Here is a 26298-nt window from a genome sequence, read left to right as displayed (position 1 = left end):
CGCTCCAGACTGCTATTCGTTCGGCTTGACGAACACCTACGCGTCTGTCCATTGTAGAAAACATGCGTTCGGTACAGCGAACACCCTGGTCCCGGCCCGGCCGCCCCGACCCCGGTCTGCTCCGGGACGTGGCCCTGGTCTGCCTCGCCGGAGGCGTCGTCGGCGTGTCGTTCGGGGCGATCGCGGTCGCCGGGGGCCTGCCCGTATGGGTGCCGGTGGTGATGTCGCTGGTGGTGTACGCGGGCTCCGCCCAGTTCAGCGCGGTGGGCGTGCTGCTCGCGGGCGGCGGACCGGTCGCGGCGGCGGCCACGGGGCTGTTGCTCAACACCCGCACGGCCGCTTTCAGCCTGGCGGTCGCCGAGCACATCGGGCGGAGCCGGCTCGCCCGCCTGGTCGGCGCGCATCTGGTGACCGACGAGACGGTGGCGTTCACCCTCGCCCAGCGGGACCCGGCCCGGCGCCGTGCCGCCTTCTGGGTGTCGGGGATCGGGCTGTTCGCCGTGTGGAACGCCTGCGTGGCGGCGGGCGCGCTGGCCGGCGGCGCGCTGGGCGACACCGCCCGCTACGGCCTGGACGCGGCCTTCCCCGCCGTCCTGGTCGCCCTGGTGCTGCCCGTCCTGCGCGAGGACGCCGGTGTCCGCCGGGCCGCCCTGGCCGGCGCCGTGCTCGCCCTGGCGCTCACCCCTGCCGTACCGGCGGGCGTGCCGGTGTTGGCCGCGCTCACCGGTCTGGCGCTGCACGGACGGACGCCCGGAAAGCGGAAGGAGCCGCAGTCGTGAGCGGGACGGCCGTGATGGTGCTGGCGCTGGCGCTGGGGACGTACGCCTTCCGGCTGGTGGGGCCGGTGCTGCACGGGCGGGTGGAGCTGCCGGACCGCGTGCGGGTGCTGCTGTCGGCCGGGGCCGTGGTGCTGCTGGTGGCGCTGCTGGCGACGGGGGCGCTGACCGAGGGCGGGGAGTTCGCCGGGTGGGCGCGGCCCGCCGGGGTCGCCGTGAGCGGGGTGCTGGCGTGGCGGCGGGCGCCGTTCGTGGTGGTGGTGCTCGGCGCCGCGGCGGCCTCGGCGGTACTGCGGGCCGCCGGGGTGCCGTAGGGAGACCCGGCGAACGGGTCCGGTGTCCTGAGGCGTTGTCAGTGGCCGCCGCTAGCGTCCCTCCCATGACCACGAGCCGACCCGCGCACGCCGACCAGCCGGAGCACGTCCGCACGACCCGCGCTTTCCCGGAGCACGTCCGCACGACCCGCGCCTTCTACGACGCGATCGCCGAGGACTACGCCGCGATGTTCCGGGACTCCCTCGCCGCCATGCCGCTGGACCGGGCGGTGATGGCGGGGTTCGCCGAGCTGGTCGGAGCGGGCGCGGCGGTGGCCGACGTGGGGTGCGGTCCTGGCCGGGTGACCGGGCATCTCGCCTCGCTCGGTCTGGACGTGCGCGGTGTCGACCTGTCCGCGTCGATGCTGGCGATCGCCCGCCGGGAGAACCCGGGGCTGCGGTTCGAGCAGGGCTCGATGCTCGCCCTGGACCTCCCCGACGGCTCCCTCGCCGGCCTCGTCTCCTGGTACTCCACGATCCACATGCCGCCGGAGGACCTGCCCGCCGTGTACGCCGAGTTCCGGCGGGTGCTGGCGCCCGGGGGGCTGCTCCTGCTGGCCTTCCAGACGGGTGACGAGCCCCGGCGGCACGAGCGCCCCTGGGGGCACCCGGTCACGCTGGACTTCCGGCGGATGCGGCCGGAGCGGGTCACGGAGCTGCTGGAGGCGGCCGGTTTCACCCTGGTGCAGCGCACGGTCCGGGAGGCCGACACCCGGCAGGGCGAGACCACCCCGCAGTCGTTCCTCATGGCGCGCGCGCCGGGCGAGCGCCGCTCCTGACCCCGGTCACCTCTCGTACAGCGCCTCCACCTCGGCCGCGAAGTCCCGCAGGATCGCCTCGCGGCGCAGCTTCATCGACGGCGTGAGATGGCCGGCCTCCTCGGTGAAGTCCTCCGGGAGCACGGCGAAGCGCCGGATGGACTCGGGGCGGGACAGCATCTTGTTGGCCTCGTCGAGGGCGCGCTGGAGGATCGCCCGCAGCTCCTCGTCGTCGACGAGAAGTTTCGCGGGGACGGGGTGTTTGCCGTTCATCCGGCGCCAGTGGGTGATGCCGTCGAGGTCGAGGGTGATCAGGGCGGTCACGTAGGGGCGGTTGTCGCCGAGGATCATCACCTGGGAGATCAGGGGGTGGGCGCGGAGCCAGTTCTCCAGCGGGGCCGGGGCGACGCTCTTGCCGCCCGCGGTGATGATCAGCTCCTTCTTGCGGCCGGTGATGGTCAGATAGCCCTCGTCGTCCAGCTCGCCGAGGTCGCCGGTGGCGAACCAGCCGTCCCGGGTGGCGGACACGACCCCGCCCGCCTGCGGGTCCCAGTAGCCGCGCAGCACGTGCTCGCCCGCGATCAGGACCTCGCCGTCCGCCGCGATACGGATCTTGGTGCCGGGCAGGGGCCAGCCGACGGTGCCCAGGCGGGGCTTCAGCGGGGGTGTCACGGTCGAGGCGCCGGTGGTCTCGGTGAGGCCGTAGCCCTCGAAGATCTCGATGCCGACTCCGGCGTAGAAGGCGGCGAGGGAGCGTCCCAGCGGGGAGCCGCCGCAGATGGCGTAGCGGACCCTGCCGCCCATGGCGTTGCGGATTCTTCGGTACACCAGCGGGTCGTAGAAGGCGCGGGCCGTCTTCAGGGAGCGGGAGGGGCCGTTGCCGGTGCCGGTCTGCCGGGCTTCCAGGGCCTCGCCGTAGCGGCGGGCCACCGACGCCGCGCGGTCGAAGGTGGACTGCCGGCCGCCCGCCTCGGCCTTGGCGCGGGCGGTGTTGAACACCTTCTCCAGCATGTACGGGATGGTGAGCAGGCAGGTGGGCCGGAAGCTCGCCAGGTCGGGCAGCAGGTCCTCGGCGGCCAGGCTGGGCGCGTGCCCGAGGCGCACCCGGGCGCGCACACAGGCGATGGCGACCATGCGGCCGAAGACGTGGGACATGGGGAGGAACAGCAGGACGGACGCCTCGTCGTTCGTGCGGTCCCGGAAGACGGGGTAGAGCAGCTCGACGGCGTTGTCCACCTCGGCGAAGAAGTTGCCGTGGGTGAGGGCGCAGCCCTTGGGCCGGCCGGTGGTGCCGGAGGTGTAGACGAGGGTGGCGAGGGTGTCGGGGCCGAGCATGCCCCGGCGCACCTCGATCTCGTGGTCGGGTATGTGGGCGCCGGCGTCCGCGAGGGCGTCGACGTGCCCCTTCTCCATGACCCACACGTGCCGCAGGTCGGGCAGGTGGGGCAGTTCCGGGCCGATGGCGGCGGCCTGGCCGGCGGTCTCGGTGATCAGGGCGACGGCGCCGGAGTCCTGGAGGATCCAGCGGGCCTGGTAGGCGGACGAGGTGGGGTAGACGGGGACGGTGACCAGGCCGGCGGCCCAGGCGGCGAAGTCGAGGACGGTCCACTCGTAGACGGTGCGGGCCATGATCGCGACGCGGTCGCCCGGAGTGAGGCCCTCGGCGACGAGTCCCTTCGCGGCGGCGAGGACCTCGGCGGCGAATCGTTCCGCCGTGACGTCCCGCCAGGAGCCGTCCCCGCCCTTCCGGCTGAGGACGACGTCGCCGGGCGCGGCGCTCGCGTTCTCGAACGGCAGGTCGGCGAGCGATCCGTGCCGCACCGGCTGCGCGAACGGCGGCACGGACGCCTCCCGGACGGCCCCGTCCAGCCGGCGGGTGGCCGGCGGGACGAGGACGGGCGCCCCGTGGACGTCGGCGTCGAGAGCGGTGGCGTGGTGCGGGGTGGTCACGAGCGGCTCCTGGGGCGTGCAGGCGAACTGCGGGTGCAGGCGAACTGCGGGGTGCCACGACGTACGTGCCTCGCACGCCGAGGCGTTCACCGGAGGCGTCCACGGCTCGGGACGGCACCGGTCGGTGCGGGGATCGTACGGCTCCGGCGTGAGGGGTTCGTGCCGGTTCGGAGGTGGAGCGGGATCAAGCGTGTGCAGTGTCGGGGGTTACGTGAGGGTCACTCAGGTATGACCCGCACGGGTCCCGTTCGAGGCACCTCCGGGGCACGTCCGGGGCACGTCCCGGGTCCCGTACGGGGCACGTCCTGGGTCCCGTACGGCCCCCGGACGACGCTCGGCCCGGGGCCTGTACGGCACCTGCTCGAGGCTCGACCCGGGCCCCGTACGGCACCCGTCCAAGGCTCATTCCGGCGCCCGCCCGGAACCCGCCCGGGTCCCGTAGGGGGCCGTGCGGGTCCCGGAACCGCGCTGCTCAGGGCCGCTCCAGGACGGCCGTGACGCCCTGTCCGCCGGCCGCGCAGATGGAGATCAGCCCCCGGCCGGGGGCGTCCCGCTCGGCGAGCAGCTTGGCGAGCGTCGCCACGATGCGGGCGCCGGTGGCGGCGAAGGGGTGGCCGGTGGCGAGGGAGGACCCTGCCACGTTCAGCCGCGCCCGGTCGACGGGCGGCAGACCGCGCTTCTCCCAGGCGGCCAGGGTGGCCAGCACCTGGGAGGCGAACGCCTCGTGCACCTCGACCAGGTCGAAGTCGTCCAGGCCCAGCCCGGCCCGCTCCAGCATGCGTGGGACGGCGTACGCGGGCGCCATCAGCAGGCCGTCCTCGCCGTCGGCGACGTCCCCGTGCACGAAGTCGACGGCGGCGGTCTCGTACGCGGTGAGGTAGGCCAGCGGTTCCAGGCCGCGCCGCTCGGCCCACTCCTCACTCGCCAGCAGCACGACGGCGGCGCCGTCGGTGAGCGGCGTGGAGTTGCCCGCCGTCATGGTGGGTTCGGGTCCGTCGAGGCCGAACACCGGCTTGAGCGTCGCGAGTTTGGCGACCGTCGAGCCGGGGCGCAGGTTCTGGTCGCGGGCCAGGCCGCGGAAGGGCACCACCAGGTCCTGGAAGAAGCCCCGTTCGTAGGCGGCGGCGAGCTTCTGGTGGCTGGCGGCGGCGAGTTCGTCCTGGGCCTCGCGGGTGACGCCCCAGGCGCGGGCCGTGACGGAGGCGTGCTCGCCCATGGACAGCCCCGTGCGCGGCTCGGCGTTGCGCGGGATGTCGGGGACGAGGTGACCGGGGCGCACCTTGGCGAGCGCCTTGAGGCGGGCGCCGAGGGTCTTGGCGCGGCGCGCCTCCAGCAGCACCTTGCGCAGGCCGTCGTTGACGCCGAGGGGCGCGTCGCTCGCGGTGTCGGAGCCGCCGGCGACCGCGGCGTCGGTCTGGCCGAGGGCGATCTTGTTGGCGGCGGCGACGACCGCCTGGAGTCCGGTGCCGCAGGCCTGCTGGATGTCGTAGGCGGGGGTGCGGGGGTCGAGGCGGGAGCCGAGGACGGTCTCGCGCGCGAGGTTGAAGTCGCGGCTGTGCTTGAGGACCGCGCCGGCGACGAACTCGTCCACCGCGCCGGGCTGTTGGAGGCCGTACCGGTCGACGAGGCCGTCCAGGGCGGCGGTGAGCATCTCCTGGTTGGAGGCGGTGGCGTAGGGCCCGTCGGAGCGGGCGAACGGGACGCGGCTGCCGCCGATGACCGCGACGCGCCGCACGGTGGCCGGCTTCAGGGTGCTCATCTCGACCTGCTCCTCAACCGTGACATAGGCTTACCTCCGGTAACCTTACTCCAGAGTAAGCACTGGGCGAGCCCCTCGCACCCACCCCTGGGAGTCCCCGATGGCCGACCGCTATCTGAGCTTCACCGGCACCGCGCCGGGCCGCTTCCTCACGCGCCGCCTGGGCCTGCCCCGGCCCGCCCCGCTGCGCCGCTGGTCACCGGAGCGGCCGGCGCTGGACGGCGGGCTGCTCCACCTCACCGCGGGCGCCTCCCGCCTCGCCCTCGCCCCCGTCCTCGCCCGCACCGGGCTCCTCACGGACGAGGCCGCGGGGAGGCCCGCCGCCGTCGTCCTGGACGCCACCGGCGTACGCACTGTCGAGGACCTCGACGGGGTGCACACCGCCCTGCACCCCGTCGTCCGCTCCGTCGCCGAGAGCGGCCGGATCGTCGTGCTCGGCGCCCCGCTCGACCCCGCCGACCACCATCAGGCCGCCGCCCAGCAGGCGTTGGAAGGCTTCACCCGCTCCCTCGGCAAGGAGACCGGCGGCGGCAGGACCGTCAACCTGGTCCGCCTCACCGACGCCCCCGCCGCCGAGTCCACCCTGCGCTTCCTGCTCTCCCCCAAGTCGGCCTACGTCAGCGGCCAGGTCATCACCGTCGGCGACCAGGCGAGCCCCGCCCCCGAGGACGCCGACCGCCCCCTGACCGGCCGCACCGCCCTGGTCACCGGCGCCGCCCGCGGCATCGGCGAGGCCGTCGCCGCGACCCTGGCCCGCGACGGCGCCGACGTGGTCGTCCTCGACGTGCCGCAGGCCGAACAGGACGCCCGCCGGGTGGCCGAACGCATCGGCGGCAGCGTGCTGCTGCTCGACATGACCGCCGCCGACGCGGGCGCCCGCATCGCCGACGCGCTCCCCGGCGGACTGGACGTACTCGTCCACAACGCGGGCATCACCCGCGACCGCCGACTGGTCAACATGCCCAAGGACCGCTGGAGTTCGGTGCTCGACGTCAACCTGGGCAGCGTGCTGCGCACCACCGACGCACTGCTCGACGCCGGGGCGCTGCGCCGCGACGGCCGGATCGTCGCCACGGCCTCCATCGCGGGCATCGCCGGGAACGCCGGCCAGACCAACTACGGCGCGAGCAAGGCCGGCGTCACCGGCTTCGTCCGCGCCCTCGCACCCCGCGCGCTCGCCGAGCACGGGGTGACGGTGAACGCGGTCGCGCCCGGCTTCATCGAGACGAAGATGACGGCCGCCGTCCCCCTGTTCATCCGGGAGGCCGGACGCCGGATGAACTCCCTCGCGCAGGGCGGTCTGCCCGTCGACGTCGCCGAGACCACCGCCTGGTTCGCCCACCCCGGCTCCGGCGCGGTCAACGGCCAGGTCGTGCGCGTCTGCGGCCAGAGCCTGCTGGGGGCGTGACATGGCGCCGACCCCGCCGGAGCCCGCCGAGACCGTGCTCTCCCGCTCCCCGTCCCTCGCCCCGCTGCTCGCCCGCGGCGCCGTCCTGTCGCCCTTCCGGCGCCCCGGCCCCGCCGCCGCGCACCCCCGCACCCGGCTGGTACTCCCGGGCCTGCGCCCCGACCCCGCCCGGCTCGCCGCGTACGCGCGGGTGTGCGGCTTCCCGGCCGGCGCGGACACCCTGCCGGTGACCTACCCGCACGTGCTGGGCTTCCCGCTGGCCATGCGGCTGATGAGCGCCCGCGACTTCCCGCTGCCGCTGCTCGGGCTCGTGCACACGTCGATCGGCATCACCCGGCACCGCGCCACCCCGTCCGCGGCCTCCTACGACCTCACCGTGTACGTCGACGGACTGGCCCCGCACCGGCGCGGCACCGAGGCCGCCGTGGTCACGCACCTGCGCGCCGGGGACGACCTCGTGTGGGAGTCGCGCAGCACATACCTGGCCCGGCACCGGACCGCTCACACGGAGGAGCGGGCGCGGACGGAGCAGGGCGTCGACCTGCCCGCCGTCGAGGAATGGCAGTTGCCCGGCGACCTGGGCCGCCGCTACGGCGCCGCGTCCGGCGACCGCAACCCGATCCACCTGCACCCGCTCACCGCGCGCCTCTTCGGCTTCCCGCGCGCCATCGCGCACGGCATGTGGACCGTCGCCCGCTGCCTCGCCGCCCACGGCGTCCCGGACGCGGCCGAGGTCCGGGCGGACTTCCGTGCGCCGGTGCTGCTGCCCGGCACGGTGACGTACGCGGCGGACGGCGGGCGGTTCGCGCTGCGCGGGAGCCGCGGCCGGGTTCACCTCACCGGCGCGGTGACCTCGCTCTGAGGCTCCGGGACGTCCGCGTCCCCGCTGTCGGCGGGCGGGGTCCAGTGCCGACCGGCCATCAGGTTCCCGAGCCCCGCCCACGCGAAGTTCATCAGCGTGGTCGCCGCCTGCCGAGCGGTGACCCCGGGGGTGGCGTTGGCCCAGTCCGCGAGCGACTCCGCCGCCCCGACCAGCGCCTCCGCCAGCCCGGACACCTCCGCCTCCCGCAGATCGGGGTCGCGGTGCGCCTCGCGCGCGGCGGCAAGGATCAGCTGCGTCACGAACGCGACGATCTCCGCGCGCATCGCGGCCACCTCGGCGGCGAACACCTCACCGTGGGTGCGCGCCTGGAGATGCAGCACCGCCCAGCCGTCGGGGTGCCGGGCGGTGTGCGTGAAGAACGCGGCGAGACCCGACCACAGCTGCCGGTCCGCCGGCAGTCCGGGCCGGGCCCCCGCGCGCACCGCCTCGGTGAGCGCCCTGGCCTCCCTGCGGATGCACGCGGTGAACAGGTCCTCCTTGGAGTTGAGGTACAGATACACCAACGGCTTGGACACGCCCGCCAGTTCGGCGATCTCGTCCATCGACGCGGCCATGTACCCCCGGCTCCCGAAGGTGCGTACGGCGGCGTCCAGCATCTGCTGTTCACGGACCGCACGCGGCATCCGCTTGGTCTTCACGGCACCCATGGGACACAGCGTACGGTCAGCGGCAGGCGTGAAGGCGCACACACGTGAGGTGCGCACCCCGGCAACGGTCACCCGTGTCGTGTCGCCGGGACGCGCACCTCGGCGCGGTGGTGGAGGTGTCAGCAGAGGCAGGGATCGGTTTCGTGACCCAGGCCGAGCACGTCGTCGTCCGTGAGGGCGCCCGCGTATGCCTGGAGCTCGTCCACCTGGCCCTTCAGGTGTTCGCCCCAGCCGTCCGCCGTGCGGGCACGGCCCACCTGGAGCGGGCCGGCGCCCGTCCAGCCGTTCCGGAGCTGGGCCGTGGCGTCCGCCTCGGTGTAGCCGTCGGCGTACAACGTGACCGTGTCAGTGGCGTCGTCGTAGACGATGGCCAGCCGCGTGCCGTGACCGCTGCCGCCGTCCGGCATCGTGAGCTGCGAGACGACCGTCTCCGGCGCGCCGGCCTCGTCCCGCTCCGGCATGATCAGCTGCCAGGCGTACAACGCCGGGTCGTAGCGGAGCTTGAAGGCGTCGGTGTGCTCACCGGCCTGGGAGAGCACCGTCATCGGCCGGGTGGCGTCGTCCTGCTCGATCCGTGCGACGACTCCGAGGGTGAAGCTGTCACCGGTGTCGACGACGGGCATGTCGAGAGCCGCGTGACCGCTCTCACCGTCCAGCTCCAAGTGCCCTTCGCCGACCAGCGGATCCCGCGGCCACGTCGTGCAGTCGGGGTCGACGTCGGGAATGCAGAATTCCGGCATGCGGTAGATCGACGCACCCGGCGCGAGCCGCAGGGGCGCTCCCCCCGCGTTCTCGGGCGTGGTGCCGTCGTCGGCCGTGCTGAACGACCAGTGCCCCAGGAGACGCGGCGTGCGGCGGGCCAGCTCGGTCACCTCGCTCGGGACGACGAGACGGTCGTACGCCCGGACGTCGCCGATGTCACCGTGCCAGCGGTGGCGGTAACCGTGCGGGCCCAGAATTCTGCCGATCTGGAAGGCGCCGTCCGCCCTGACCGGGGCGGTCTCGACCTTGGTGCCGACCTCGTGTCCGTTGACGAAGAGCTGGGCGTACCCGGTCTCGGTGTCGTAGAGACCCAGCAGGTAGGCCCATTCGCCGGCCTCGGGGGCCCCGCCGGTGACCTTCGCGTCGCCAAGGGTGAAGGACCAGGCGGCGGCCGTCTCCTGGGGAACCTCGAGCCCCAGGGCGTAGGCGGGGCCGGACGTCGTGTCCTGGCTCAGCACGGTCATGGAACGGTCGTCCCGCGCCGGGCGCACCCAGGCGCCGACGGCGAAGGTCCTGCCGCTGTCGACGGCCGGGCCGCCGGTGGTGAGGAAGGCGTGCCGGCTGCCGTCGAAGGCGGCGGTGGAGGTGAGCGGGGTGCCCGAGGGGGCCGGGCCGCCGAAGGTCACGCCACGTCCCGCTCGGGCAGCCTCTCCCGCCTCGGCAGCCGCCGTGGCCGAGCCGGCCGCGTCGTCGAGCTTCCAGCGGGAGACGGGGGCACTCGCCGCGTTCGGGTGGAAGGTGTAGTCGGTGCGCATGCTCACCCGGCCGGCGCGGTCCACCGCATGGACGCTGAGTGTCTTCGGCCCCCTGCTCAGCGGGACGTAGCGGACGGTGGCGGGGCCGCCTGTCTCGGCGGGGCGCACGGTGCCGCTCGGGCCGCCGAGGAAGGTGTACCGGTACTCGACGACGTCCGCCGAGGGCGAGTCCATGGTGAAGCTGCCGTAGACACCGACTCCGCCGGCCCACCACGTGTCCGCCGGGTACTCCGGCGAGCTGACGACGGGAGCGGCCGGGCTCTCGCCGTCGTGGACGAATCGGCAGGCGGCGCCCGGCGCCTCCGAGCTCCAGGGCGAGTACGCCACACCGTCATTGGCCCGAACATGCCAAGAGATCACCGTGTCCGACGGGACGTCGGACGGCACGGTGGTGCGGTGGACCAGTCCCACGGGGAACGGCGAGGTGGTCCAGGAGCGGCGCTCTTCGGTGCCGTCCGGGTCGGACCACCAGACCTCGAACTCGGCCGTGAGCTGCTCCGGATACCCGATGCGGTCGTCCTCCACCGGATCGGTCGGCCGAGCCTGGAGCACCGGAGGGCTGCCCACATACATCGGCTCGTCACCCGACGCGCAGTCCTTGAACTCGGTCTGGAGATCCTGGACGGCGGGCGGCAGATTCACCTGCTCCGCCGCGTACGAGGCGGACGGCGTCACCGCCCCCGCCACCAGCGCCGCGAGGCAACTGCCCAGCAGCGCGCGTCTCTTGCGCACTCTTCCCGACATGAACGAAAGCCCCTCCCCTGACGATGCCCGATCACCGAACGGCCGGGCGGAGGGAGGCTAGCAGCGGCCTCCGACATCGGCGATCATGTTTCTCGGGAGGCCGGCCGGCAAGTGCCCCAGGGCCATGGACGACAGAGAGCGACGTCGGCCGGTCAGACAGCCGCGGCGACCGGGCGGGCGTCCTTGGCCTCGGGGGTCTCGCCGACCTCGGGGGTCTCGTCGACCGGGGAGGCGTGCACCGAGTCGTACGCCTTGCGGTCGAGCAGGCCCTCGCGGGCGGAGACGACGACCGGGACGAGCGCCTGGCCGGCCACGTTCGTCGCCGTGCGGATCATGTCGAGGATCGGGTCGATGGCCAGCAGCAGGCCCACGCCCTCCATCGGCAGGCCGAGGGTGGACAGGGTGAGGGTCAGCATGACCGTGGCGCCGGTGAGGCCGGCCGTGGCGGCGGAGCCGACCACCGAGACGAACGCGATGAGCAGGTAGTCGCCGACGCCGAGCGGGACGTCGAAGATCTGCGCGACGAAGATCGCGGCGATGGCCGGGTAGATGGCGGCGCAGCCGTCCATCTTGGTGGTCGCGCCGAACGGCACGGCGAAGCTCGCGTACTCCTTGGGCACGCCCAGGCGCTCGGTGACCTTCTGGGTCAGCGGCATGGTGCCGACGGAGGAGCGGGAGACGAACGCCAGCTGGATCGCGGGCCAGGCGCCCTTGAAGAACTGCACCGGGTTGACCTTGGCGACCGTCGCGAGCAGCGTCGGGTAGACGCCGAAGAGGACGATGAGGCAGCCGACGTAGATGTCGGCGGTGAAGGTGGCGTACTTGCCGATCAGGTCCCAGCCGTAGGTGGCGATGGCGTTGCCGATGAGGCCGGCGGTGCCGATCGGGGCCAGGCGGATGACCCACCACAGGGCCTTCTGGAGCAGCTCCAGGACGGACTCGCTGAGGGTGAGGATCGGCTGGGCCTTCTCGCCGAGCTGAAGGGCGGCGATGCCGGCCACGGCGGCCATGAACACGATCTGGAGCACGTTCAGCTCGGTGAACGGCGTGATCACGTCGGTCGGCACGATGCCGGTGAGGAAGTCGATCCAGGAGCCGGTGTGCTCCGGCTCGGCGCCGTCGGCCGGGGTGAGGCCGGTGCCGGCGCCCGGGTTGGTGACCAGGCCGATGAGCAGGCCGATCGCCACCGCGATCAGCGACGTGATCATGAACCAGAGGAGGGTCCGTGAGGCCAGCCGGGCCGCGTTGTTGACCTTCCTGAGGTTGGTGATGGAGACGAGGATCGCGAAGAAGACCAGCGGGGCGACGGCCAGCTTCAGCAGGCCGACGAAGGTGCCGCCGACCTTCTCCAGGGTGGTGACCAGCCAGGAGAGGTCCTGGCTGCGGGCGAGCCAGCCGAGCAGGACGCCCAGGGCGAGGCCGATGAGTATCTGGGCCCAGAAGGGCACGCGGACAGACCGCTTCAACTGCGTGTTCGTGGACACGGACATGCTCCGGTGAGGGGGGACGCGTGAGGGATGTGACGTGGGACTTGGGACTCGGGTGGGGCGCGGTGTCAGGACGGACAGTTCGCGGTGGTGACCCGGCAGAGGTCCACGTGCAGGCGCGCCACGAGCGGAACACTCCGGGGCGTGGGGAACACGGCTGCTGACTTCACCCGATGACCGTAACACCTGAACTTTGAGAAGCTCAAAGCCTTACTTTGAAAGGTGTGACGGCAAACACGCACATAGAACGCAAGGCGCCCCGGTCTCCCTGGTGGAAGGGAGCCGGGGCGCTTCGCGTGTGCTGCGCGGGTGTGGCGGACGTTACGACGCCTGCTACGACGCCTGCGCCTGGCCCGGGGTCTGCCCCGAGGTCTGCCCCTGCGCGCGGGCGGTGTCGTCGGCCGCGTCCTCCTGGGTGCGGTTGGCCTCCAGGTTGGCCTTGGCGCGCTCCACCCGGCGCACGATCCGCTCCGAGGCGCGGTCACGTTCGCCCCGGAGGACGACGAAGCTGATCGGCGCGGAGATCAGCAGGGCGAGCAGCACGATCCACAGGCCGTTGGAGTCGCCGAGACCGCGCGGCACCAGACCGGAATGGACGAGGGCCCAGACGACGACGAGGCAGCCCACGAAGATCCCGAGGCGCATCAGCGTGTAGCGGAGCATCTCATCCACTCTTCCGTGCGTACGGTCAGAAACGTCCCTTGAGGGACGACGTCCAGTGAAGCACGAACGGCGGGCGATCTTTCAGCGGGGTGTGGGGCCGTACGGGACTCAGCTGAGCGTGAGCAGCATGATCACGTCGTCGCGGTCGTCGCCGGGCGCCACCCGGATCGCGTCCGGGACCCGGCCGACCTCCTTGTAGCCGCAGGAGGCGTAGAAGCGCTCCAGGCCGAGACCGCCGCGGCAGCCGAGGCGGATCGCCTCCACGCCCTCCATGGCGCGGGCGGCCCGCTCGGCCTCGGCGAGCAGGTCACGGCCGTAGCCCTTGCCCTGGTGGCGTGGGTGGACCATCACCGTGTAGAGCCAGATCCAGTGGGTCATCAGGGGGTGGGTGTTGCGCGTGAGGAACGCGGTGGCCGCGACGCGGGCGTTTTCGTCGTGCCCCACGACGAGGCGGCTGCGGCCCTCCGCCATGTCCGTGAACTGCCGCAGCAGGGCGGGGCGGATGTCCTCCCGCGTCACCGGCGCGACGAAGCCGACGGCTCCGCCGGCGTTGGACACGTCGGTCCAGAGATCGAGGATGCCGTCGCGGAGGGTGGGGGTGATGCCGGGGTCCGGGGTGAAGGTAAGGGGCATGGGGCGATGGTAGCCCTTACCTGGGCGGGGGTGTAGAGGTTTTCGGGGCGAGGGCGCGGCTACACGCCGTTGGGGTGCGGACCTCTTCCGGACGCGGCCCGTACGTGGCTGGTCGCGCAGTTCCCCGCGCCCCTGAGCGCGCTGCACTATCGCGCCCCCGAAGGGGCGCGGGGAACTGCTCTCGAGCAACCACCGCCCTGCCGCAGCCGAAAAGGAGACCCGACGGAGTCAGACCCGCATCGGCTGAGGCGACTCCCGCCGCGCCGGGTCCGGACCCTCGTACTCCCGAATGACCTCGTACCGCGTATTCCGCTCCACCGGCCGGAACCCCGCGTCGCGGATCAGGTCCAGCAGATCCTCCCGCGTCAGCTTGTTCGGCGTGCCGAAATTGTCCGCGTCATGCGTGATCTTGTACTCGACGACCGACCCGTCCATGTCGTCGGCGCCGTGCTGAAGCGCCAGCTGCGCCGTCTGCACGCCGTGCATCACCCAGAACACCTTGACGTGCGGCACGTTGTCGAACAGCAGCCGCGACACCGCGAACGTCTTCAACGCCTCCGCGCCCGTCGCCATCTGCGTCCGCGCCTGGAGCCGGTTGCGGACCTTGCCGTCCTTCATGTCGACGAAGTCGTGCTGGTAGCGCAGCGGGATGAAGACCTGGAAACCGCCCGTCTCGTCCTGGAGTTCACGCAGCCGCAGCACGTGGTCGACCCGGTGACGGGGCTCCTCGATGTGGCCGTAGAGCATGGTGCACGGGGTCTTCAGACCCTTCTCGTGCGCCAGCCGGTGGATGCGGGACCAGTCCTCCCAGTGGGTGCGGTGGTCCACGATGTGCTGCCGGACCTCCCAGTCGAAGATCTCCGCGCCGCCGCCGGTGAGCGACTCGAGCCCCGCGTCGATCAGTTCGTCGAGGATCTCGCTCGCGCTGAGCCCCGAGATCGTCTCGAAGTGGTGGATCTCCGTGGCGGTGAACGCCTTCAGCGACACGTTCGGCAGCGCCGCCTTCAGCTCCCGCAGCGACCGCGGGTAGTAGCGCCACGGCAGGTTGGGGTGCAGGCCGTTGACGATGTGCAGCTCGGTGAGGTTCTCCGAGCGCATCTCCTCGGCGAGCTTCACCGCCTCCTCGATCCGCATCGTGTACGCGTCCTTCTCCCCCGGCTTGCGCTGGAAGGAGCAGTACGCGCACGACGCGGTGCAGACGTTGGTCATGTTGAGGTGCCGGTTGACGTTGAAGTGGACGACGTCACCGTTGAGCCGCGTCCGCACCTCGTGGGCGAGCCCGCCGAGCCACGCCAGGTCGTCCGACTCGTACAGCGCGATGCCGTCCTCGCGGGTCAGCCGCTCACCGGAGCGGACCTTCTCCTCCAGCTCGCGCTTGAGCCCGACGTCCATGCCGTTACCTCTTTCCCAGAAGACAGACCCGCTCCACCGTACGCCCCGGTCAGCCGACCTCTTCGGGCAGCTCACCGACGCGGTTCTCCCACTTGGTGGAGAGCACGATCGTGGTACGGGTGCGGGAGACGCCCTTGGTGCCGGACAGCCGGCGGATGATCTTCTCGAGGCCGTCCACGTCGGTGGCGCGCACCTTGAGCATGAACGAGTCGTCGCCGGCGATGAACCAGCAGTCCTCGATCTCCTGGAGGTCCTTCAGCCGCTGCGCCACGTCCTCGTGGTCGGCGGCGTCGGAGAGGGAGATGCCGATGAGGGCGATGACGCCCAGGCCGAGCGAGGCGGAGTCCACCGTGGCGCGGTAGCCGGTGATGACGCCGGCCGCCTCCAGCCGGTTGATGCGGTCGGTGACGCTGGGTCCCGACAGACCGACGAGACGCCCCAGCTCCGCGTACGAGGCCCGGCCGTTCTCCCGCAGGGCCTGGATGAGCTGCCTGTCCACCGCGTCCATCGAATCGATGCCTTCCGCTGAAGAGGTACGAAGTTTCCGAGAGGTGGTGCCGTGAGTGCCGTGAGTCCGTGAGGTGCGCCCCGGTCCGGCGGGAAGCGCCGGGGTGCGGGGAGGGGTGGGTCAGTCGTCCGCGCGGGATCCTCCGCCGAGGTCGCCCTCCCAGCGGCGGTACAGGGTGTGGGGGACGCCCGCCGCGTCGAGTACGCGTCCCGCGACGAAGTCCACCAGGTCCTGGATGTGCGTCGCGCCCGCGTAGAAGGCCGGTGAGGCGGGCAGTACGGTGGCGCCCGCGTCGTCCAGCGTCACCAGGTGCCGCAGCGTCTGGCCGTTCAGCGGGGTCTCCCGTACGGCCACGACCAGCGGACGGCCCTCCTTGAGGGTCACGCTCGCCGCCCGCTGGAGCAGGTCCTTGGACAGCCCGAGCGCCACTCCGGCGACGCTCGCCGTGGAGGCGGGCACGATGAGCATGCCCTTGCTCGGGTACGACCCCGAGGACGGCCCGGCCGCGAGGTCCCCGGCGGCCCAGTACCGTACGCCGTCGAGGTCGACGGAGAAGGTGTCCGGCTTTCCGTCCGCCCCGCGGGACAGCCATTCCCGCAGGTCGTCACGCCAATGGGCGTCCCGGAAGGCGATCTTGGTCTCGTCCAGCAGGGTGAGCCGCGAGGCCCGGCTGACGACGAGGTCCACGCTCTCCCCCGCCGCGAGCAGCGCGCGCAGCACGGCCGCGGCGTAGGGGGTGCCGGAGGCGCCCGAGACCCCTACGATCCAAGGCGATCGCCGCGTCTCTCCTGGCTTGGCTGGGTTCACAGGACCGAGCCTATCCAAAGTCGCAGGACGGGAACCGGGCCAGGGTCGCCGGGCGTTCTCCCCCACAACGGGCCGGCGGTGGGGGTGCACGATGACGGACACGCGTCCGACGTGGTCGCGCGGCGACCGGGTGCGGGCCGCCGCGCTGCTGGTGGCGGGCTGGGTGGCGCTGCTGTGGCTGCTCGAGGTGGCCGACGCGGCGAGCGGTCACGCGCTGGACGACTTCGGCGTCGTGCCGCGTACGCCGTCCGAGCTGGTGGACGTCGTCCCGTCGGCGTTCATCCACTTCGGCTTCTCCCATGTGGCGGCGAACAGCGTGCCGCTGCTGGTGCTGGGCTTCCTCGCGGCGCTCGGCGGGATACGCCGGTTCCTGGCGGTCTGCGCGCTGATCGTCGTCGCGGACGGCCTGGGCGTGTGGCTGATCTCCCCGGCGGACAGCAACACGGCGGGCGCCTCCGGCCTGATCTTCGGCCTCTTCGGCTATCTGCTGGTCAGCGGTTTCGTCGAGCGCCGCCCGCTGGGCATCCTGGCCGGGGTCCTGGTGGCCGCGGTCTGGGGCGGCTCGATCCTCGCCGGCCTCGCCCCCACCCAGTCGGGCATCAGCTGGCAGGGCCACCTGATCGGCCTGGCGGCGGGCATCGCGGCGGCCTTCCTCCTCCGCCGCCGCCCCGCGAAGCCCCTCACACCGGCCCTCTAGTCCGCCGGCCGCACCGTAGGCCGCCCGCTACACCGTCAGTCCGCGCACCAGCAGGTCGAGCAGCGCGCACACGAAGAGCGCGATGCCGATGAAGCCGTTGACGCTGAAGAACGCGCGGTTCAGGCGGGTCAGGTCGTTCGGGCGGACGATCGTGTGCTCGTAGACGAAGGCGCCGGCCACGATCAGCAGGCCCAGCCAGAAGAACGCGCCGGCGTCGGTGAGCAGCGCGTACCAGGCGAACAGGGCCGTCGTGACGGCGTGGCAGGCGCGGGCGCCCCAGATCGCCGCGGGGATGCCGAAGCGGGCCGGGACGGACTTCACGCCGATCTCCCGGTCGGTCGCGACGTCCTGGCAGGCGTAGATCAGGTCGAAGCCGCCGATCCAGATGCCGACCGCGAGGCCGAGGACGACCGCCTCCCAGGACCAGGAGCCGGTGATCGCCAGCCAGCCGCCGACCGGGCCCATCGCCTGGGCGAGACCGAGGATGGCCTGCGGGAAGTTGGTGAACCGCTTGCCGTACGGATAGACCACCATCGGGATCACCGCGACGGGGGCCAGGGCCAGGCAGAGAGGGTTCAGCAGGGCGGCCGCGCCGAGGAAGACGGCGAGGGCGATCAGCGCGCCGGTCCAGGCGTGCTTGACCGACATGGCGCCGGTGACCAGCTCGCGGTGCGCGGTGCGCGGGTTACGGGCGTCGATCTCGCGGTCGATGATGCGGTTGGCGGCCATCGCGAAGGTGCGCAGGCCGACCATGGCGACGGTCACCAGGAGCAGCCGGCCCCAGTGGATGTTCTCGTCCCACTCGTACATCGCGGTCAGCGCGGCGATGTAGGCGAAGGGCAGCGCGAAGACCGAGTGCTCGATCATCACCAGGCGCAGGAAGGCCTTGGTGCGTCCCGGCTGCTGCGGGAGGGCGGCGGAGGCCGAGGTCACAGTCCGTACTCCTTCCAGCGGCGGTCGACCAGCGCGGCCGTGTCCGGGTCGGACTCGACCATGTCGGGCCAGCCGCCGTCGCGGGTGTACCCCTCCTCGGGCCACTTCCGCGTCGCGTCGATGCCCGCCTTGCCGCCCCAGAACTGCTGGTACGAGGCGTGGTCGAGGTGGTCGACCGGGCCTTCGACGACCGACAGGTCACGGGCGTAGTCGGTGTTGCCGAGGGCCCGCCAGGCGACCTCGTGCAGGTCGTGGACATCGCAGTCGGAGTCGACGACCACGATCAGCTTGGTCAGCGACATCATGTGCGCGCCCCAGATGGCGTGCATGACCTTCTGCGCGTGCTTCGGGTACTTCTTGTCGATCGAGACGATCGCGCAGTTGTGGAAGCCGCCGGCCTCGGGGAGGTGGTAGTCCACGATGTCCGGCACGATGATCTTGAGAAGCGGGAGGAAGAAGCGCTCCGTGGCCCGGCCCAGCGGGCCGTCCTCCGTCGGGGGCCGGCCGACCACGATCGACTGGAGCAGGGGACGCTTCCGCATCGTCACGCAGTCGATCGTCAGGGCGGGGAACGGTTCCTGCGGCGTGTAGAAGCCGGTGTGGTCGCCGAACGGGCCCTCGGGCAGCATCTCGCCCGGCTCCAGCCAGCCCTCGATCACGACCTCCGCCTGCGCGGGCACCTGGAGCGGAACGGTCTTGCAGTCGACCATCTCGATCCGCTTGCCCTGGAGGAACCCGGCGAACAGGTACTCGTCGATGTCGCCGGGCAGCGGCGCGGTGGAGGCGTACGTCACGGCCGGCGGGCAGCCGAAGGCGATGGCGACGGGCAGGCGCTCGCCGCGCCGGGCGGCCACCTGGTAGTGGTTGCGGCTGTCCTTGTGGATCTGCCAGTGCATGCCGATGGTGCGCCTGTCGTGGCGCTGGAGGCGGTACAGACCGAGGTTGCGGACGCCCGTCTCCGGGTCCTTGGTGTGGGTGAGCCCCAGGTTGAAGAAGGAGCCGCCGTCCTTGGGCCAGGTGAACAGCGCCGGCAGCTGCTCCAGGTCCACGTCGTCGCCGGTGAGGACGACCTCGTGCACGGGCGCGTCGGAGGACTTCACCTTCTTCGGCGGCACGTGCGTCATCGCGCCGAGCTTCCCGAACGCCTCGCGCACGCCGACGAACCCGTGCGGCAGCTCGGGCTTCAGCAGCCCGCCGATCTTCTCGGAGATCTCCGCGTACGACTTCAGGCCCAGCGCCTTCAGCAGGCGGCGGTCGGTGCCGTACACGTTCATCGCGAGAGGCATGCGCGAGCCGCGCACGTTCTCGAAGAGCAGCGCCGGACCGCCGGCCTTGTTCACCCGGTCGACGATCTCACCGACCTCCAGATAGGGGTCGACCTCGGCCTTGATGCGCTTGAGGTCGCCCTCGCGCTCCAGCGCCCTGAGCAGGGAGCGAAGATCGTCGTAAGCCATGGGGTCCAGTATCCCCGAGCGGCTACGCTGGACTCGTACCGCCCACCGCTTTCGCTGGAGAGGACCCATGCTTCGGGTGCTGATGTTCCTCGTGCCACTGGCCCTCAGCGTTTACGCGTTCATCGACTGCATCAGCACCAACGACGACGACATCCGCCACATGCCGAAGCCGCTGTGGGCGATCCTCGTTCTGCTCTTCCCACTGGTCGGTTCGATCTCGTGGCTCATCGCCGGCAAGAAGCGGCAGCCCGCGGGCCGCTCCCCGTGGCAGGCCGGCGGCGGCCGCCAGTGGGTCGCCCCGGACGACAACCCCGACTTCCTGAAGTCCCTCGACGAGGACACGAAGCGGGAGAAGGACCGCGACCCGGACGAGGACCCCAGGAACGACTGAGGCCGCCGGGGCCCGCATCGCCGAGCTAGGTCCGCGACCAGCTCTGGGACGCCGTGCCCTCGCACACCCGCGTCATGATCAGGCCGCTGGGCCTGGAGTGCTCCAGACACTGGCCGGACTTGGCGAGGATCACGGTGCCGCCCGAACCGAGACGCCACTCCTGGGCGTTGTCCGCGCCGCAGACGCCCGTGTGCATCGAGCCGTAGGCGCTCAGACAGTTGCCGCTCTCCGTGTGGACGATCCGGTACGCGCCGCCCGAGGCGCTCTCCAGGCTCCACCGGGCCGCCGGGGACGCGCAGTCACCTCCGGAGACGCTGCCGTAGCCGGCGTTGCCGGACCCGACGAGACACCGTCCGCTGAACCCGTTCCGCAGGGGCGCGGCGCCTCCCGAGCCGCCACCGCCCGAGGCGGAATCCCCGCCGCCGGATCCGCCGCCTTCGTCGCCGCCCCCGCCGGCGTCGGTGTCGCCGCCCGCACCGGGCCGCGTGCCCGCACCACCGTCGCCCGCGCCCGCACCGGCGCCCGCGTTCGAGCCCGCGCCCCCGGAGTCCTTCTCCCCCTCCTTCGCGTCGTCCTTCTGCTTCTTCGAGGCGGACGGGCTGCCGGACGGGGACGGTTTCGCCCGCCCGGCGGTCGCGGACGGCGAGACGTCGGCGGAGACGGTCACGGACGCGGAGGGGGTGGGACCTCCCGCGGCGTTGCCCGAGTCGGTGACGTACGGGAGGAGCTGGAAGGCGAGGGTGCCGCCGGTCACGACGACCACGACCGGTACGACGACGGGCAGGATGCGCCGCCGGCGCTCCTTGCGCGCGGGCGGCTCCTTCTTCTCACCGGCCTTCTTCTCACCGGCCTTCTTCTCACCGGCAGGTTCCTCGTCCGGCTTGCCGGCCGCTTCCGTCGCGCCCACGGTCGGCGGGAGGTCCCGCGGATCCGGGGTGCGGGCGGCGAAGGCGGCGCGCTCGGCCAGCCGCTCGCTGACGGCCGAGGGCCAGAGGGGCGTGCCGGACGGGCCGCGTCCGGAGGCCGCCTCGACCAGTTCCGCGGCGGTGGGGCGGCCCTCGTGGTCCTTGTCGAGGCAGGACGCGACGACGTCGGCCAGCGCCGGGTCCAGCCCCCGCAGCGGCCCCAGGTCAGGCTCCTCGTGCACGATGCGGTACAGCACGGCGTGCCCCGAGTCGTCGCCGAAGGGCGGCCGGCCGGAGGCGGCGTAGGCGATCACGGAGCCCAGCGCGAAGACGTCGACGACGCCGCTCGGCGCCCGCTTGCCGGAGGCCTGTTCGGGCGACATGTAGGCGGGCGTGCCCACGACCATGCCGGTCCTGGTGAGCTGGCTCTGGTCGGCGGCGCGGGCCACGCCGAAGTCGATGAGGGTGAGGCCGTCCAGGGTCAGCATCACGTTGGACGGCTTGAGGTCGCGGTGCACCATGTCCAGCGCGTGCACCGCCGCCAGCCCCGCGGCGGCCTCGCGCAGCAGCAGCCACAGCGCCTCGGGCGGCAGGGGGCCGTGCAGGTCGACGGCCTCGCGCAGGGTGATGCCGGGCACGTAGGCGGTGGCGAACCACGGCGGGCGGGCGTCCCGGTCACCGGCGAGCAGCGGGGCGGTGGCCTCGTCGGGGAGCCGGGAGAGGTTGTCCAGCTCGTGCCCGAAGCGGCGCAGGAAGTCCCGGTCCTCCCCGGCGACCGAGGGCAGCACCTGCTTGACCGCCGCGTAGCGGCCCTCGTGGACGCCGAGGTACACCCGGCCCATGCCGCCGGCCCCGAGACGCCCGAGCAGCGGGATCGGCCCGATCCTGCGCGGGTCGTCGTCCTGCAACGGCTCGGCCCCGCTCCCCGTGAGGCCGGTCACGTCTTCCCCGCTCAACTCTGTCCCCGTTCCACCTGTCACCCCGACCACTCGCGGCCCGCCGTCGGCCACTGACGGGACGCTACATCGTCACGCCCGGCAGCCCCAAGTGACGCTGTGTATACGTATGGTGAAACACCGTCAGTCCAAGGTGGCGCGTGCACGTAACTGACTTGCGCCGACGACACCGAGCGTGGTTAATGGGTCACCCCCTGACACCTTTTCAGATGACGGAGACCCCGGTGAGCACGGAGAGCGCCCCGCCGCCCGTACCTGGCACGCCACCGCCCGGTCCGGCCCCTCAGCCGTACCCGGCGTTCCCGCCTCCGGCCCAGCGGACCGAGCCCCCGGGGCACTACGACGTGCCGCCGCCGCCCGCGGCGCCGCCGCGGAGCATGCGCTCCCTCGACCTGCGGGTCGGCAGACGGCTGCTGTGGGTCGGCGGGGCCGCGTACCCCCTGCAGAACATCACCCGCGTCTACACGTTCACCCTCACGCCCCGCCGCAAGGACGCCACGATGCTGTTCCTCAAGCGGGCCGCGCTGACCCTCGCGCTGGCGTTCGGGCTGACGATCGTGGCGGCGCTGACGACGATCGGCAACCAGTCCCTGGCCGGCGGCATCCTCGTCCTCACCTGGCTGGGCGCCGTCGGGGCCCTGGTGTTCAGCGCGGTGGAGATGTTCTCCGTCCTGGGGGCGCCGTCCCAGTACGTGCTGGCGGTGGAGACCTCGGGTCCGTCCATCGCGATGGTGACCAGTTCCGACCCGCGCCGGCTCGACCAGCTCGTCGGGCCCATCGTGCAGGCCATCGAGAATCCCGAGGCGGAGTTCCAGGTCAGGGTGGAGCAGCTCCTGGTCAATCCCAAGAACTATTACTTCGGCGACAACGTCAACATGTACGGCGGATCAGGCAACGTGGGAGTGGGGCACTCATGAGCGGCGACAACTACTACTTCGGTGACAGCGTCTCGATCCACGGCGGACTCGGCCACACCGGCATCGTGAAGCATCAGGCCGCCCCGGCGCAGACGTCTCCCGCCCTGGAGGCGGCCGTCCAGCAGCTCGTCGAGCTGCTCACCGAGCTGCGCGCCCAGGTGCCGCCGGCCCGGGCCCGGTCCATCGACGAGGCCCTGCCGGACATCACGTCCCCCGCCGTCGAGCCGCAGCAGCGCCACCGGGCCCTGCTGGCGGTGGCGGGCATCGCCGCCACCGTGGGAGCGGTCGGCCAGCCCGTCGTCGAGGCCGTGAACAGCGTCCTCGCGCTGCTCGGCGGCTGATCCCCGATGAGGCCGCTGGACGAGGCGACCGCCCGCACCTGGCTGGCCACCGCGCTGGAGGAGGCGTGGGCCGGTCTTGCCGAAGGGGGCGTTCCGATCGGGGCGGCGTTGTACGGGGCGGACGGGACGCTGCTGGGGCGGGGGCGGAATCGGCGGGTGCAGGACGGGGATCCGTCGGCGCACGCGGAGACGGCGGCCTTCCGGGCGGCGGGACGGCAGCGGTCGTACCGGGGGACGACGATGGTGACCACGCTGTCGCCCTGCTGGTACTGCTCGGGGCTGGTGCGGCAGTTCGGGATCTCGCGGGTGGTGGTCGGGGAGGCGGTCACCTTCCGCGGCGGGCACGACTGGCTGGCGGAGCACGGGGTGGAGGTCGTGGTGCTCGACGACCCGGAGTGCGTCGCGACGATGCGGGAGTTCGTCGCCCGTGACCCGGAGCTGTGGAACGAGGACATCGGGGAGTGAACGCGGCGGAGGCCGCCCCGGGACTGGCGTCCGGGGCGGCCTCCGTGCGGCGGGTGGCGGGGCCGGTCAGAAGCCGGCCGACTGGAGCACGCCGAGGCCGACGTCGGCGTAGGAGTGCTTGCCGTTGACGAAGATGTTGACGCCGTAGTAGTTGAACAGCCAGCAGCCGAAGGCGAGCAGGGCCAGGTAGGCGGCCTTGCGGCCCTTCCAGCCGGCGGTGGCGCGGGCGTGCAGGTAGCCGGCGTAGGCGACCCAGGTGATGAAGGACCAGGTCTCCTTGGGGTCCCAGCCCCAGTAGCGGCCCCACGCGTCGCCGGCCCAGATGGCGCCCGCGATGATCGTGAACGTCCACAGCGGGAACACGGCGGCGTTGACGCGGTAGGCGAACTTGTCCAGCGAGGCCGCCGAGGGCAGGCGCTCCAGGAAGGACGTCGCGAAGCTGCCGGGCTTGCCGCCGCCGGCCAGCTTGTTCTCGTACGAGTCCTTGAAGAGGTACATGACCGTCGTGAACGCGCCGACGTAGAACACCGCGCCGCACAGGATCGCCGTGGAGACGTGGATGTACAGCCAGTACGAGTGCAGGGCGGGAACCAGCTGGTCGCTGGCGGTGTACAAGACAGTGACGGCGAGACCGAGGTCGAGGAGGACCGACGTGGTGAGGAACAGGCCCAGCCAGCGCACGTTCTTCTTCAGCGCCAGCAGCAGGAGGTACACGCCCACCGCGGTCGTGGAGAAGGTGATGTTGAACTCGTACATGTTGCCCCACGGCGCCCGCTCCACGGACAGCGCGCGGGTCAGCACCCCGCCGAAGGACAGCGCGAACGCGAGCACGGTGAGCGAGATGGCGATACGCCCGTAGAGGTCGCCCTGCTCGTCGCCGCCGTGCGCCCCGGGCCCGTCGGGCACGTCACGCGAGCCGGAGGCGGCGCGGACGGTGACCTTGGGCCGCTCCAGCACGGCGGTGCCGCCGCCCTGCCGCACGGTGACGGCCGGCGCCGTCCCCGCGGCGGCCGTCTTCGGGGTGAGCGCGGCCGCCGTGCGGGCGACCTTGCTGCGGCTGCCGAAGAGCCACTCGGCGATGTACGCGAAGAAAGCGAGGGTGTAGACCGCCATCGCGGAGTAGATCAGCACGTTGCTGATCTCCGCGAGGTTCTCGTTGGTCGCGGCGGCGAGAGTCACTGCTGCTCAGCCCCTTCGGCAGGCACGGCGTGAGAGTCGGGGTCGGTGGTGTCGGAGGTGTCGGAGGTGTCGGAGGTGTCGGAGGTGTCGCTGGTTCCGGGTCCGCCGGACGTTCCCGTGTCTTCGGGGGCTGTGCCGTCCGGGTCGGGGTCCGTCACGCCGGGCGCGCGCTCGTAGAGGATTCCGGCGAGGTCGCCGAGCTCCTCTGGCACCTTCGCGGACTCGCTGCGGCCGAGGCCCGCCATCTCCACGACGGTCACGCCGTCGTCGCCGCGCACCGCGCGCACCCACACGCGGCGCCGCTGCACGAAGAGGGAGGCGGCCAGGCCGCCGATCGCGGCGAGGGCGCCGCCGAGCGCCCAGCCGCCGCCCGGCTCCTGGACGACCTGGAAGCCGGCCCACTCCTTGACGTCCTTCTCGAAGGTGATCGAGCCGGCTCCGCCGGGGAGCTTCATGGTCTCGCCGGGGGTGAGCAGCTTCTTCAGCAGCTGTCCGTCGGCGTCCTTGAACTCCTTCATCTTCGACTTGTCCATCTGGTACACGCTCTGCGGAATGCCGGAGTCGGCCTTCAGGTCGCCGTGGTAGGCGTTGAGCGCGAGCACCGGATAGTCCAGCGCCGGGAACTGGGAGAGCATCGTGCCGCTCGCGGACCCGCCGAAGGTCGGCACGAAGAAGGCCTGGAAGCCGAGCTGCTCCTTCTTGCCCTGCGGGTTGCGGTAGCCGTCGAGGACCTTGACGACGCCGTTGGAGGTGACGTTGTTGTCCAGCGGCAGCAGCGGCACGGCGTCCCGGTAGACGATCTCGCCCTTGCCGTCGCGGACGGTCACCACGGGCGCGTAGCCGTGGCTGACGAGATAGACCTTGGCGTCGCCGATCTCCAGCGGCTTGTTCACCTTGATGACGGTGCGCTTCTCCTCACCGTCCGCGCCCTCGGTGTACGTGACCTCGGTCTCGTAGGTGCGCGGGGTGCCCCGGTTGGGGCCGGAGCGCTCGTAGGTGCCGGTGAACTCCTTGACGTCGAAGCTGAACGGCACCAGGTCGTCGTTGGTGAAGAGGTTGCCGGACTTGAAGTCGTCGTACTGGGTGAGCGTGTTGGAGAAGCCGTCGCCCTCGACGACGATCTTGTTGCCCTCGGACTTGAAGAGCTGGCCCCAGGCGAACGCGATCAGCATGACGATCAGCGCGAGGTGGAACGCCAGGTTGCCGAGCTCGCGCAGATAGCCCTTCTCGGCGGCGACGGCGTCACCGACGGCATGGGCGCGGAACCGGCGCTTCCGCAGCAGCGCGAGGGCGGCCTCGCGCACCTCCTCGGGGGTGGCCGAGGTGCGCCAGGAGGTGTGCGCGGGCAGCCGGGTCAGCCGGCGGGGCGCGCCCGGCGGGCGGCCGCGCAGCTGGCCGACGAACTGCCAGGTGCGGGGCACGATGCAGCCGATGAGGGAGACGAACAGCAGGATGTAGATCGCGGAGAACCACACCGAGCTGTACACGTGGAACAGCCCGAGCTTGTCGTAGACGGGCGCGAGGACGTCGTGCCGTTCCCGGAAGTCGGCGACCCGCGTCTCGTCGACGCCGGTCTGCGGGATGAGCGAGCCGGGGATCGCGGCGAGCGACAGCAGCAGCAGGAGCAGCAGCGCCACGCGCATGGAGGTGAGCTGCCGCCAGAACCAGCGCGCCCAGCCGATCACGCCGAGGGCGGGCAGGTTCGCCGTGGGGGCGTCCTCCACGGGGGCGGTGGACAGCTGGGAGCCGGCCGCGCCGAGGTCCTGGTCGTCACCGGTCTTCGTGGTGTCGTCCGTCGTGGTGTCGCTCATCGG

General features: G+C 72.2%; 26 protein-coding genes. 10 read left to right on the top strand and 16 right to left on the bottom strand.

Going from position 1 to position 26298, the window contains the following annotated elements; all coding sequences use genetic code 11:
- Positions 1-62: 62 nt before the first annotated feature.
- From ACFOSY_RS30155 to ACFOSY_RS30145, 3 genes are all read left to right on the top strand, one after another.
- Positions 63-779, top strand: a complete 717-nt coding sequence (locus tag ACFOSY_RS30155) for an AzlC family ABC transporter permease (RefSeq protein WP_394312952.1) — start codon at positions 63-65, stop codon at positions 777-779.
- Positions 780-793: 14 nt separating this feature from the next.
- The gene (locus tag ACFOSY_RS30150; RefSeq protein ID WP_394313057.1) at positions 794-1090 is read left to right on the top strand and encodes an AzlD domain-containing protein; all 297 of its coding nucleotides are present in this window, start codon (positions 794-796) and stop codon (positions 1088-1090) included.
- Positions 1091-1155: 65 nt separating this feature from the next.
- Positions 1156-1869 carry a class I SAM-dependent methyltransferase gene (locus tag ACFOSY_RS30145; RefSeq protein WP_394312950.1) on the top strand — a complete coding sequence of 238 codons (714 nt, stop codon included), beginning with the start codon at positions 1156-1158 and terminating at the stop codon, positions 1867-1869.
- Between the two features lie 6 nt (positions 1870-1875).
- Here the strand turns inward: ACFOSY_RS30145 and ACFOSY_RS30140 are convergent, their stop codons facing one another.
- Entirely contained in the window at positions 1876-3798 is a 1923-nt protein-coding gene (locus ACFOSY_RS30140) for an AMP-dependent synthetase/ligase (protein WP_394312945.1), read from the bottom strand.
- Positions 3799-4270: 472 nt separating this feature from the next.
- The gene (locus ACFOSY_RS30135) at positions 4271-5557 is read right to left on the bottom strand and encodes an acetyl-CoA C-acetyltransferase (RefSeq protein WP_394312942.1); all 1287 of its coding nucleotides are present in this window, start codon (positions 5555-5557) and stop codon (positions 4271-4273) included.
- Positions 5558-5657: 100 nt separating this feature from the next.
- Between ACFOSY_RS30135 and ACFOSY_RS30130 the strand changes: the two genes are divergently transcribed.
- Positions 5658-6965, top strand: a complete 1308-nt coding sequence (locus ACFOSY_RS30130; protein ID WP_394312938.1) for a 3-oxoacyl-ACP reductase — start codon at positions 5658-5660, stop codon at positions 6963-6965.
- 1 nt (position 6966) lies between these two features.
- Entirely contained in the window at positions 6967-7827 is an 861-nt protein-coding gene (locus ACFOSY_RS30125) for a MaoC family dehydratase (protein WP_394312936.1), read from the top strand.
- Here ACFOSY_RS30125 and ACFOSY_RS30120 read toward each other — a convergent pair.
- From ACFOSY_RS30120 to ACFOSY_RS30080, 9 genes are all read right to left on the bottom strand, one after another.
- On the bottom strand, positions 7797-8495 hold the full coding sequence (locus tag ACFOSY_RS30120; protein WP_394312934.1) for a TetR/AcrR family transcriptional regulator: 699 nt from the start codon (positions 8493-8495) through the stop codon (positions 7797-7799). The two genes, ACFOSY_RS30125 and ACFOSY_RS30120, sit on opposite strands and share 31 nt — an antisense overlap.
- A 119-nt stretch (positions 8496-8614) precedes the next feature.
- Complete coding sequence (locus ACFOSY_RS30115; RefSeq protein ID WP_394312932.1) at positions 8615-10756, bottom strand: LamG domain-containing protein; 2142 nt, start codon at positions 10754-10756, stop codon at positions 8615-8617.
- A 152-nt stretch (positions 10757-10908) separates the two neighbouring features.
- Complete coding sequence (locus ACFOSY_RS30110) at positions 10909-12246, bottom strand: dicarboxylate/amino acid:cation symporter (RefSeq protein ID WP_394312930.1); 1338 nt, start codon at positions 12244-12246, stop codon at positions 10909-10911.
- Between the two features lie 65 nt (positions 12247-12311).
- Positions 12312-12398, bottom strand: a complete 87-nt coding sequence (locus tag ACFOSY_RS30105; protein ID WP_394313054.1) for a putative leader peptide — start codon at positions 12396-12398, stop codon at positions 12312-12314.
- A 178-nt stretch (positions 12399-12576) separates the two neighbouring features.
- Positions 12577-12906, bottom strand: a complete 330-nt coding sequence (locus ACFOSY_RS30100; RefSeq protein WP_394313052.1) for a DUF4229 domain-containing protein — start codon at positions 12904-12906, stop codon at positions 12577-12579.
- Positions 12907-13014: 108 nt separating this feature from the next.
- Complete coding sequence (locus ACFOSY_RS30095) at positions 13015-13539, bottom strand: GNAT family N-acetyltransferase (RefSeq protein WP_394312928.1); 525 nt, start codon at positions 13537-13539, stop codon at positions 13015-13017.
- A gap of 228 nt (positions 13540-13767) precedes the next feature.
- Positions 13768-14931 carry an aminofutalosine synthase MqnE gene (gene mqnE / locus ACFOSY_RS30090; protein WP_394312926.1) on the bottom strand — a complete coding sequence of 388 codons (1164 nt, stop codon included), beginning with the start codon at positions 14929-14931 and terminating at the stop codon, positions 13768-13770.
- A gap of 49 nt (positions 14932-14980) precedes the next feature.
- The gene (locus ACFOSY_RS30085) at positions 14981-15439 is read right to left on the bottom strand and encodes an Lrp/AsnC family transcriptional regulator (protein WP_369161787.1); all 459 of its coding nucleotides are present in this window, start codon (positions 15437-15439) and stop codon (positions 14981-14983) included.
- A 120-nt stretch (positions 15440-15559) separates the two neighbouring features.
- On the bottom strand, positions 15560-16246 hold the full coding sequence (locus ACFOSY_RS30080; RefSeq protein WP_394312923.1) for a UbiX family flavin prenyltransferase: 687 nt from the start codon (positions 16244-16246) through the stop codon (positions 15560-15562).
- 91 nt (positions 16247-16337) lie between these two features.
- Between ACFOSY_RS30080 and ACFOSY_RS30075 the strand changes: the two genes are divergently transcribed.
- Positions 16338-16943, top strand: coding sequence for a rhomboid family intramembrane serine protease (locus tag ACFOSY_RS30075; RefSeq protein ID WP_394312916.1), 606 nt, complete (start codon positions 16338-16340; stop codon positions 16941-16943).
- Between the two features lie 27 nt (positions 16944-16970).
- Here the strand turns inward: ACFOSY_RS30075 and mqnP are convergent, their stop codons facing one another.
- On the bottom strand, positions 16971-17876 hold the full coding sequence (mqnP, locus tag ACFOSY_RS30070) for a menaquinone biosynthesis prenyltransferase MqnP (RefSeq protein WP_394312913.1): 906 nt from the start codon (positions 17874-17876) through the stop codon (positions 16971-16973).
- Positions 17873-19330 carry a menaquinone biosynthesis decarboxylase gene (locus tag ACFOSY_RS30065; protein ID WP_394312911.1) on the bottom strand — a complete coding sequence of 486 codons (1458 nt, stop codon included), beginning with the start codon at positions 19328-19330 and terminating at the stop codon, positions 17873-17875. The genes mqnP and ACFOSY_RS30065 overlap by 4 nt, the downstream gene beginning before the upstream one ends.
- Before the next feature lie 67 nt (positions 19331-19397).
- Here ACFOSY_RS30065 and ACFOSY_RS30060 point away from each other — a divergent pair, with 67 nt between their 5' ends.
- Positions 19398-19721, top strand: a complete 324-nt coding sequence (locus ACFOSY_RS30060; protein ID WP_394312910.1) for a PLD nuclease N-terminal domain-containing protein — start codon at positions 19398-19400, stop codon at positions 19719-19721.
- A 25-nt stretch (positions 19722-19746) separates the two neighbouring features.
- Here ACFOSY_RS30060 and ACFOSY_RS30055 read toward each other — a convergent pair whose 3' ends face one another.
- A complete protein-coding gene (locus ACFOSY_RS30055; protein ID WP_394312908.1) occupies positions 19747-21567 on the bottom strand; it encodes a serine/threonine-protein kinase in 1821 nt (606 codons plus the stop codon).
- A gap of 239 nt (positions 21568-21806) precedes the next feature.
- Between ACFOSY_RS30055 and ACFOSY_RS30050 the strand changes: the two genes are divergently transcribed.
- The 3 genes from ACFOSY_RS30050 to ACFOSY_RS30040 are packed head-to-tail and all read left to right on the top strand — an operon-like array spanning position 21807 to position 23305.
- Positions 21807-22499 (top strand): DUF6232 family protein, encoded by a 693-nt coding sequence (locus ACFOSY_RS30050; protein ID WP_394312905.1) that lies wholly within the window; start codon positions 21807-21809, stop codon positions 22497-22499.
- Positions 22496-22840, top strand: a complete 345-nt coding sequence (locus tag ACFOSY_RS30045; RefSeq protein WP_394312903.1) for a hypothetical protein — start codon at positions 22496-22498, stop codon at positions 22838-22840. Before ACFOSY_RS30050 ends, ACFOSY_RS30045 begins: the two co-directional genes overlap by 4 nt.
- A gap of 6 nt (positions 22841-22846) precedes the next feature.
- Entirely contained in the window at positions 22847-23305 is a 459-nt protein-coding gene (locus ACFOSY_RS30040; protein ID WP_394312901.1) for a nucleoside deaminase, read from the top strand.
- Positions 23306-23371: 66 nt separating this feature from the next.
- Here ACFOSY_RS30040 and ccsB read toward each other — a convergent pair whose 3' ends face one another.
- Both ccsB and resB read right to left on the bottom strand, forming a co-directional pair.
- Positions 23372-24484 (bottom strand): c-type cytochrome biogenesis protein CcsB, encoded by a 1113-nt coding sequence (gene ccsB, locus ACFOSY_RS30035; RefSeq protein ID WP_394312898.1) that lies wholly within the window; start codon positions 24482-24484, stop codon positions 23372-23374.
- Complete coding sequence (gene resB, locus ACFOSY_RS30030; RefSeq protein ID WP_394312894.1) at positions 24481-26295, bottom strand: cytochrome c biogenesis protein ResB; 1815 nt, start codon at positions 26293-26295, stop codon at positions 24481-24483. The genes ccsB and resB overlap by 4 nt, the downstream gene beginning before the upstream one ends.
- Between the last annotated feature and the right edge of the window lie 3 nt (positions 26296-26298).

Origin of the sequence: Streptomyces lusitanus (assembly GCF_042647945.1) — a bacterium.
GTDB classification, from domain to species: domain Bacteria; phylum Actinomycetota; class Actinomycetes; order Streptomycetales; family Streptomycetaceae; genus Streptomyces; species Streptomyces pseudogriseolus.
This window is presented reverse-complemented; position numbering and strand designations above follow the sequence as displayed.

Coding starts and splice junctions, on each gene's coding strand:
- ACFOSY_RS30125 (WP_394312936.1), top strand. CDS start 6,967: ATGGCGCCGACCCCGCCGGAGCCCGCCGAGACCGTGCTCTCCCGCTCC.
- ACFOSY_RS30110 (WP_394312930.1), bottom strand. CDS start 12,246: ATGTCCGTGTCCACGAACACGCAGTTGAAGCGGTCTGTCCGCGTGCCC.
- ACFOSY_RS30115 (WP_394312932.1), bottom strand. CDS start 10,756: ATGTCGGGAAGAGTGCGCAAGAGACGCGCGCTGCTGGGCAGTTGCCTC.
- ACFOSY_RS30150 (WP_394313057.1), top strand. CDS start 794: ATGGTGCTGGCGCTGGCGCTGGGGACGTACGCCTTCCGGCTGGTGGGG.
- ACFOSY_RS30155 (WP_394312952.1), top strand. CDS start 63: ATGCGTTCGGTACAGCGAACACCCTGGTCCCGGCCCGGCCGCCCCGAC.
- ACFOSY_RS30100 (WP_394313052.1), bottom strand. CDS start 12,906: ATGCTCCGCTACACGCTGATGCGCCTCGGGATCTTCGTGGGCTGCCTC.
- ACFOSY_RS30040 (WP_394312901.1), top strand. CDS start 22,847: ATGAGGCCGCTGGACGAGGCGACCGCCCGCACCTGGCTGGCCACCGCG.
- ACFOSY_RS30075 (WP_394312916.1), top strand. CDS start 16,338: ATGACGGACACGCGTCCGACGTGGTCGCGCGGCGACCGGGTGCGGGCC.
- mqnE (WP_394312926.1), bottom strand. CDS start 14,931: ATGGACGTCGGGCTCAAGCGCGAGCTGGAGGAGAAGGTCCGCTCCGGT.
- ACFOSY_RS30085 (WP_369161787.1), bottom strand. CDS start 15,439: ATGGACGCGGTGGACAGGCAGCTCATCCAGGCCCTGCGGGAGAACGGC.
- ACFOSY_RS30120 (WP_394312934.1), bottom strand. CDS start 8,495: ATGGGTGCCGTGAAGACCAAGCGGATGCCGCGTGCGGTCCGTGAACAG.
- ACFOSY_RS30130 (WP_394312938.1), top strand. CDS start 5,658: ATGGCCGACCGCTATCTGAGCTTCACCGGCACCGCGCCGGGCCGCTTC.
- ACFOSY_RS30135 (WP_394312942.1), bottom strand. CDS start 5,557: ATGAGCACCCTGAAGCCGGCCACCGTGCGGCGCGTCGCGGTCATCGGC.
- ACFOSY_RS30145 (WP_394312950.1), top strand. CDS start 1,156: ATGACCACGAGCCGACCCGCGCACGCCGACCAGCCGGAGCACGTCCGC.
- ACFOSY_RS30065 (WP_394312911.1), bottom strand. CDS start 19,330: ATGGCTTACGACGATCTTCGCTCCCTGCTCAGGGCGCTGGAGCGCGAG.
- ACFOSY_RS30060 (WP_394312910.1), top strand. CDS start 19,398: ATGCTTCGGGTGCTGATGTTCCTCGTGCCACTGGCCCTCAGCGTTTAC.
- ACFOSY_RS30045 (WP_394312903.1), top strand. CDS start 22,496: ATGAGCGGCGACAACTACTACTTCGGTGACAGCGTCTCGATCCACGGC.
- ACFOSY_RS30095 (WP_394312928.1), bottom strand. CDS start 13,539: ATGCCCCTTACCTTCACCCCGGACCCCGGCATCACCCCCACCCTCCGC.
- resB (WP_394312894.1), bottom strand. CDS start 26,295: ATGAGCGACACCACGACGGACGACACCACGAAGACCGGTGACGACCAG.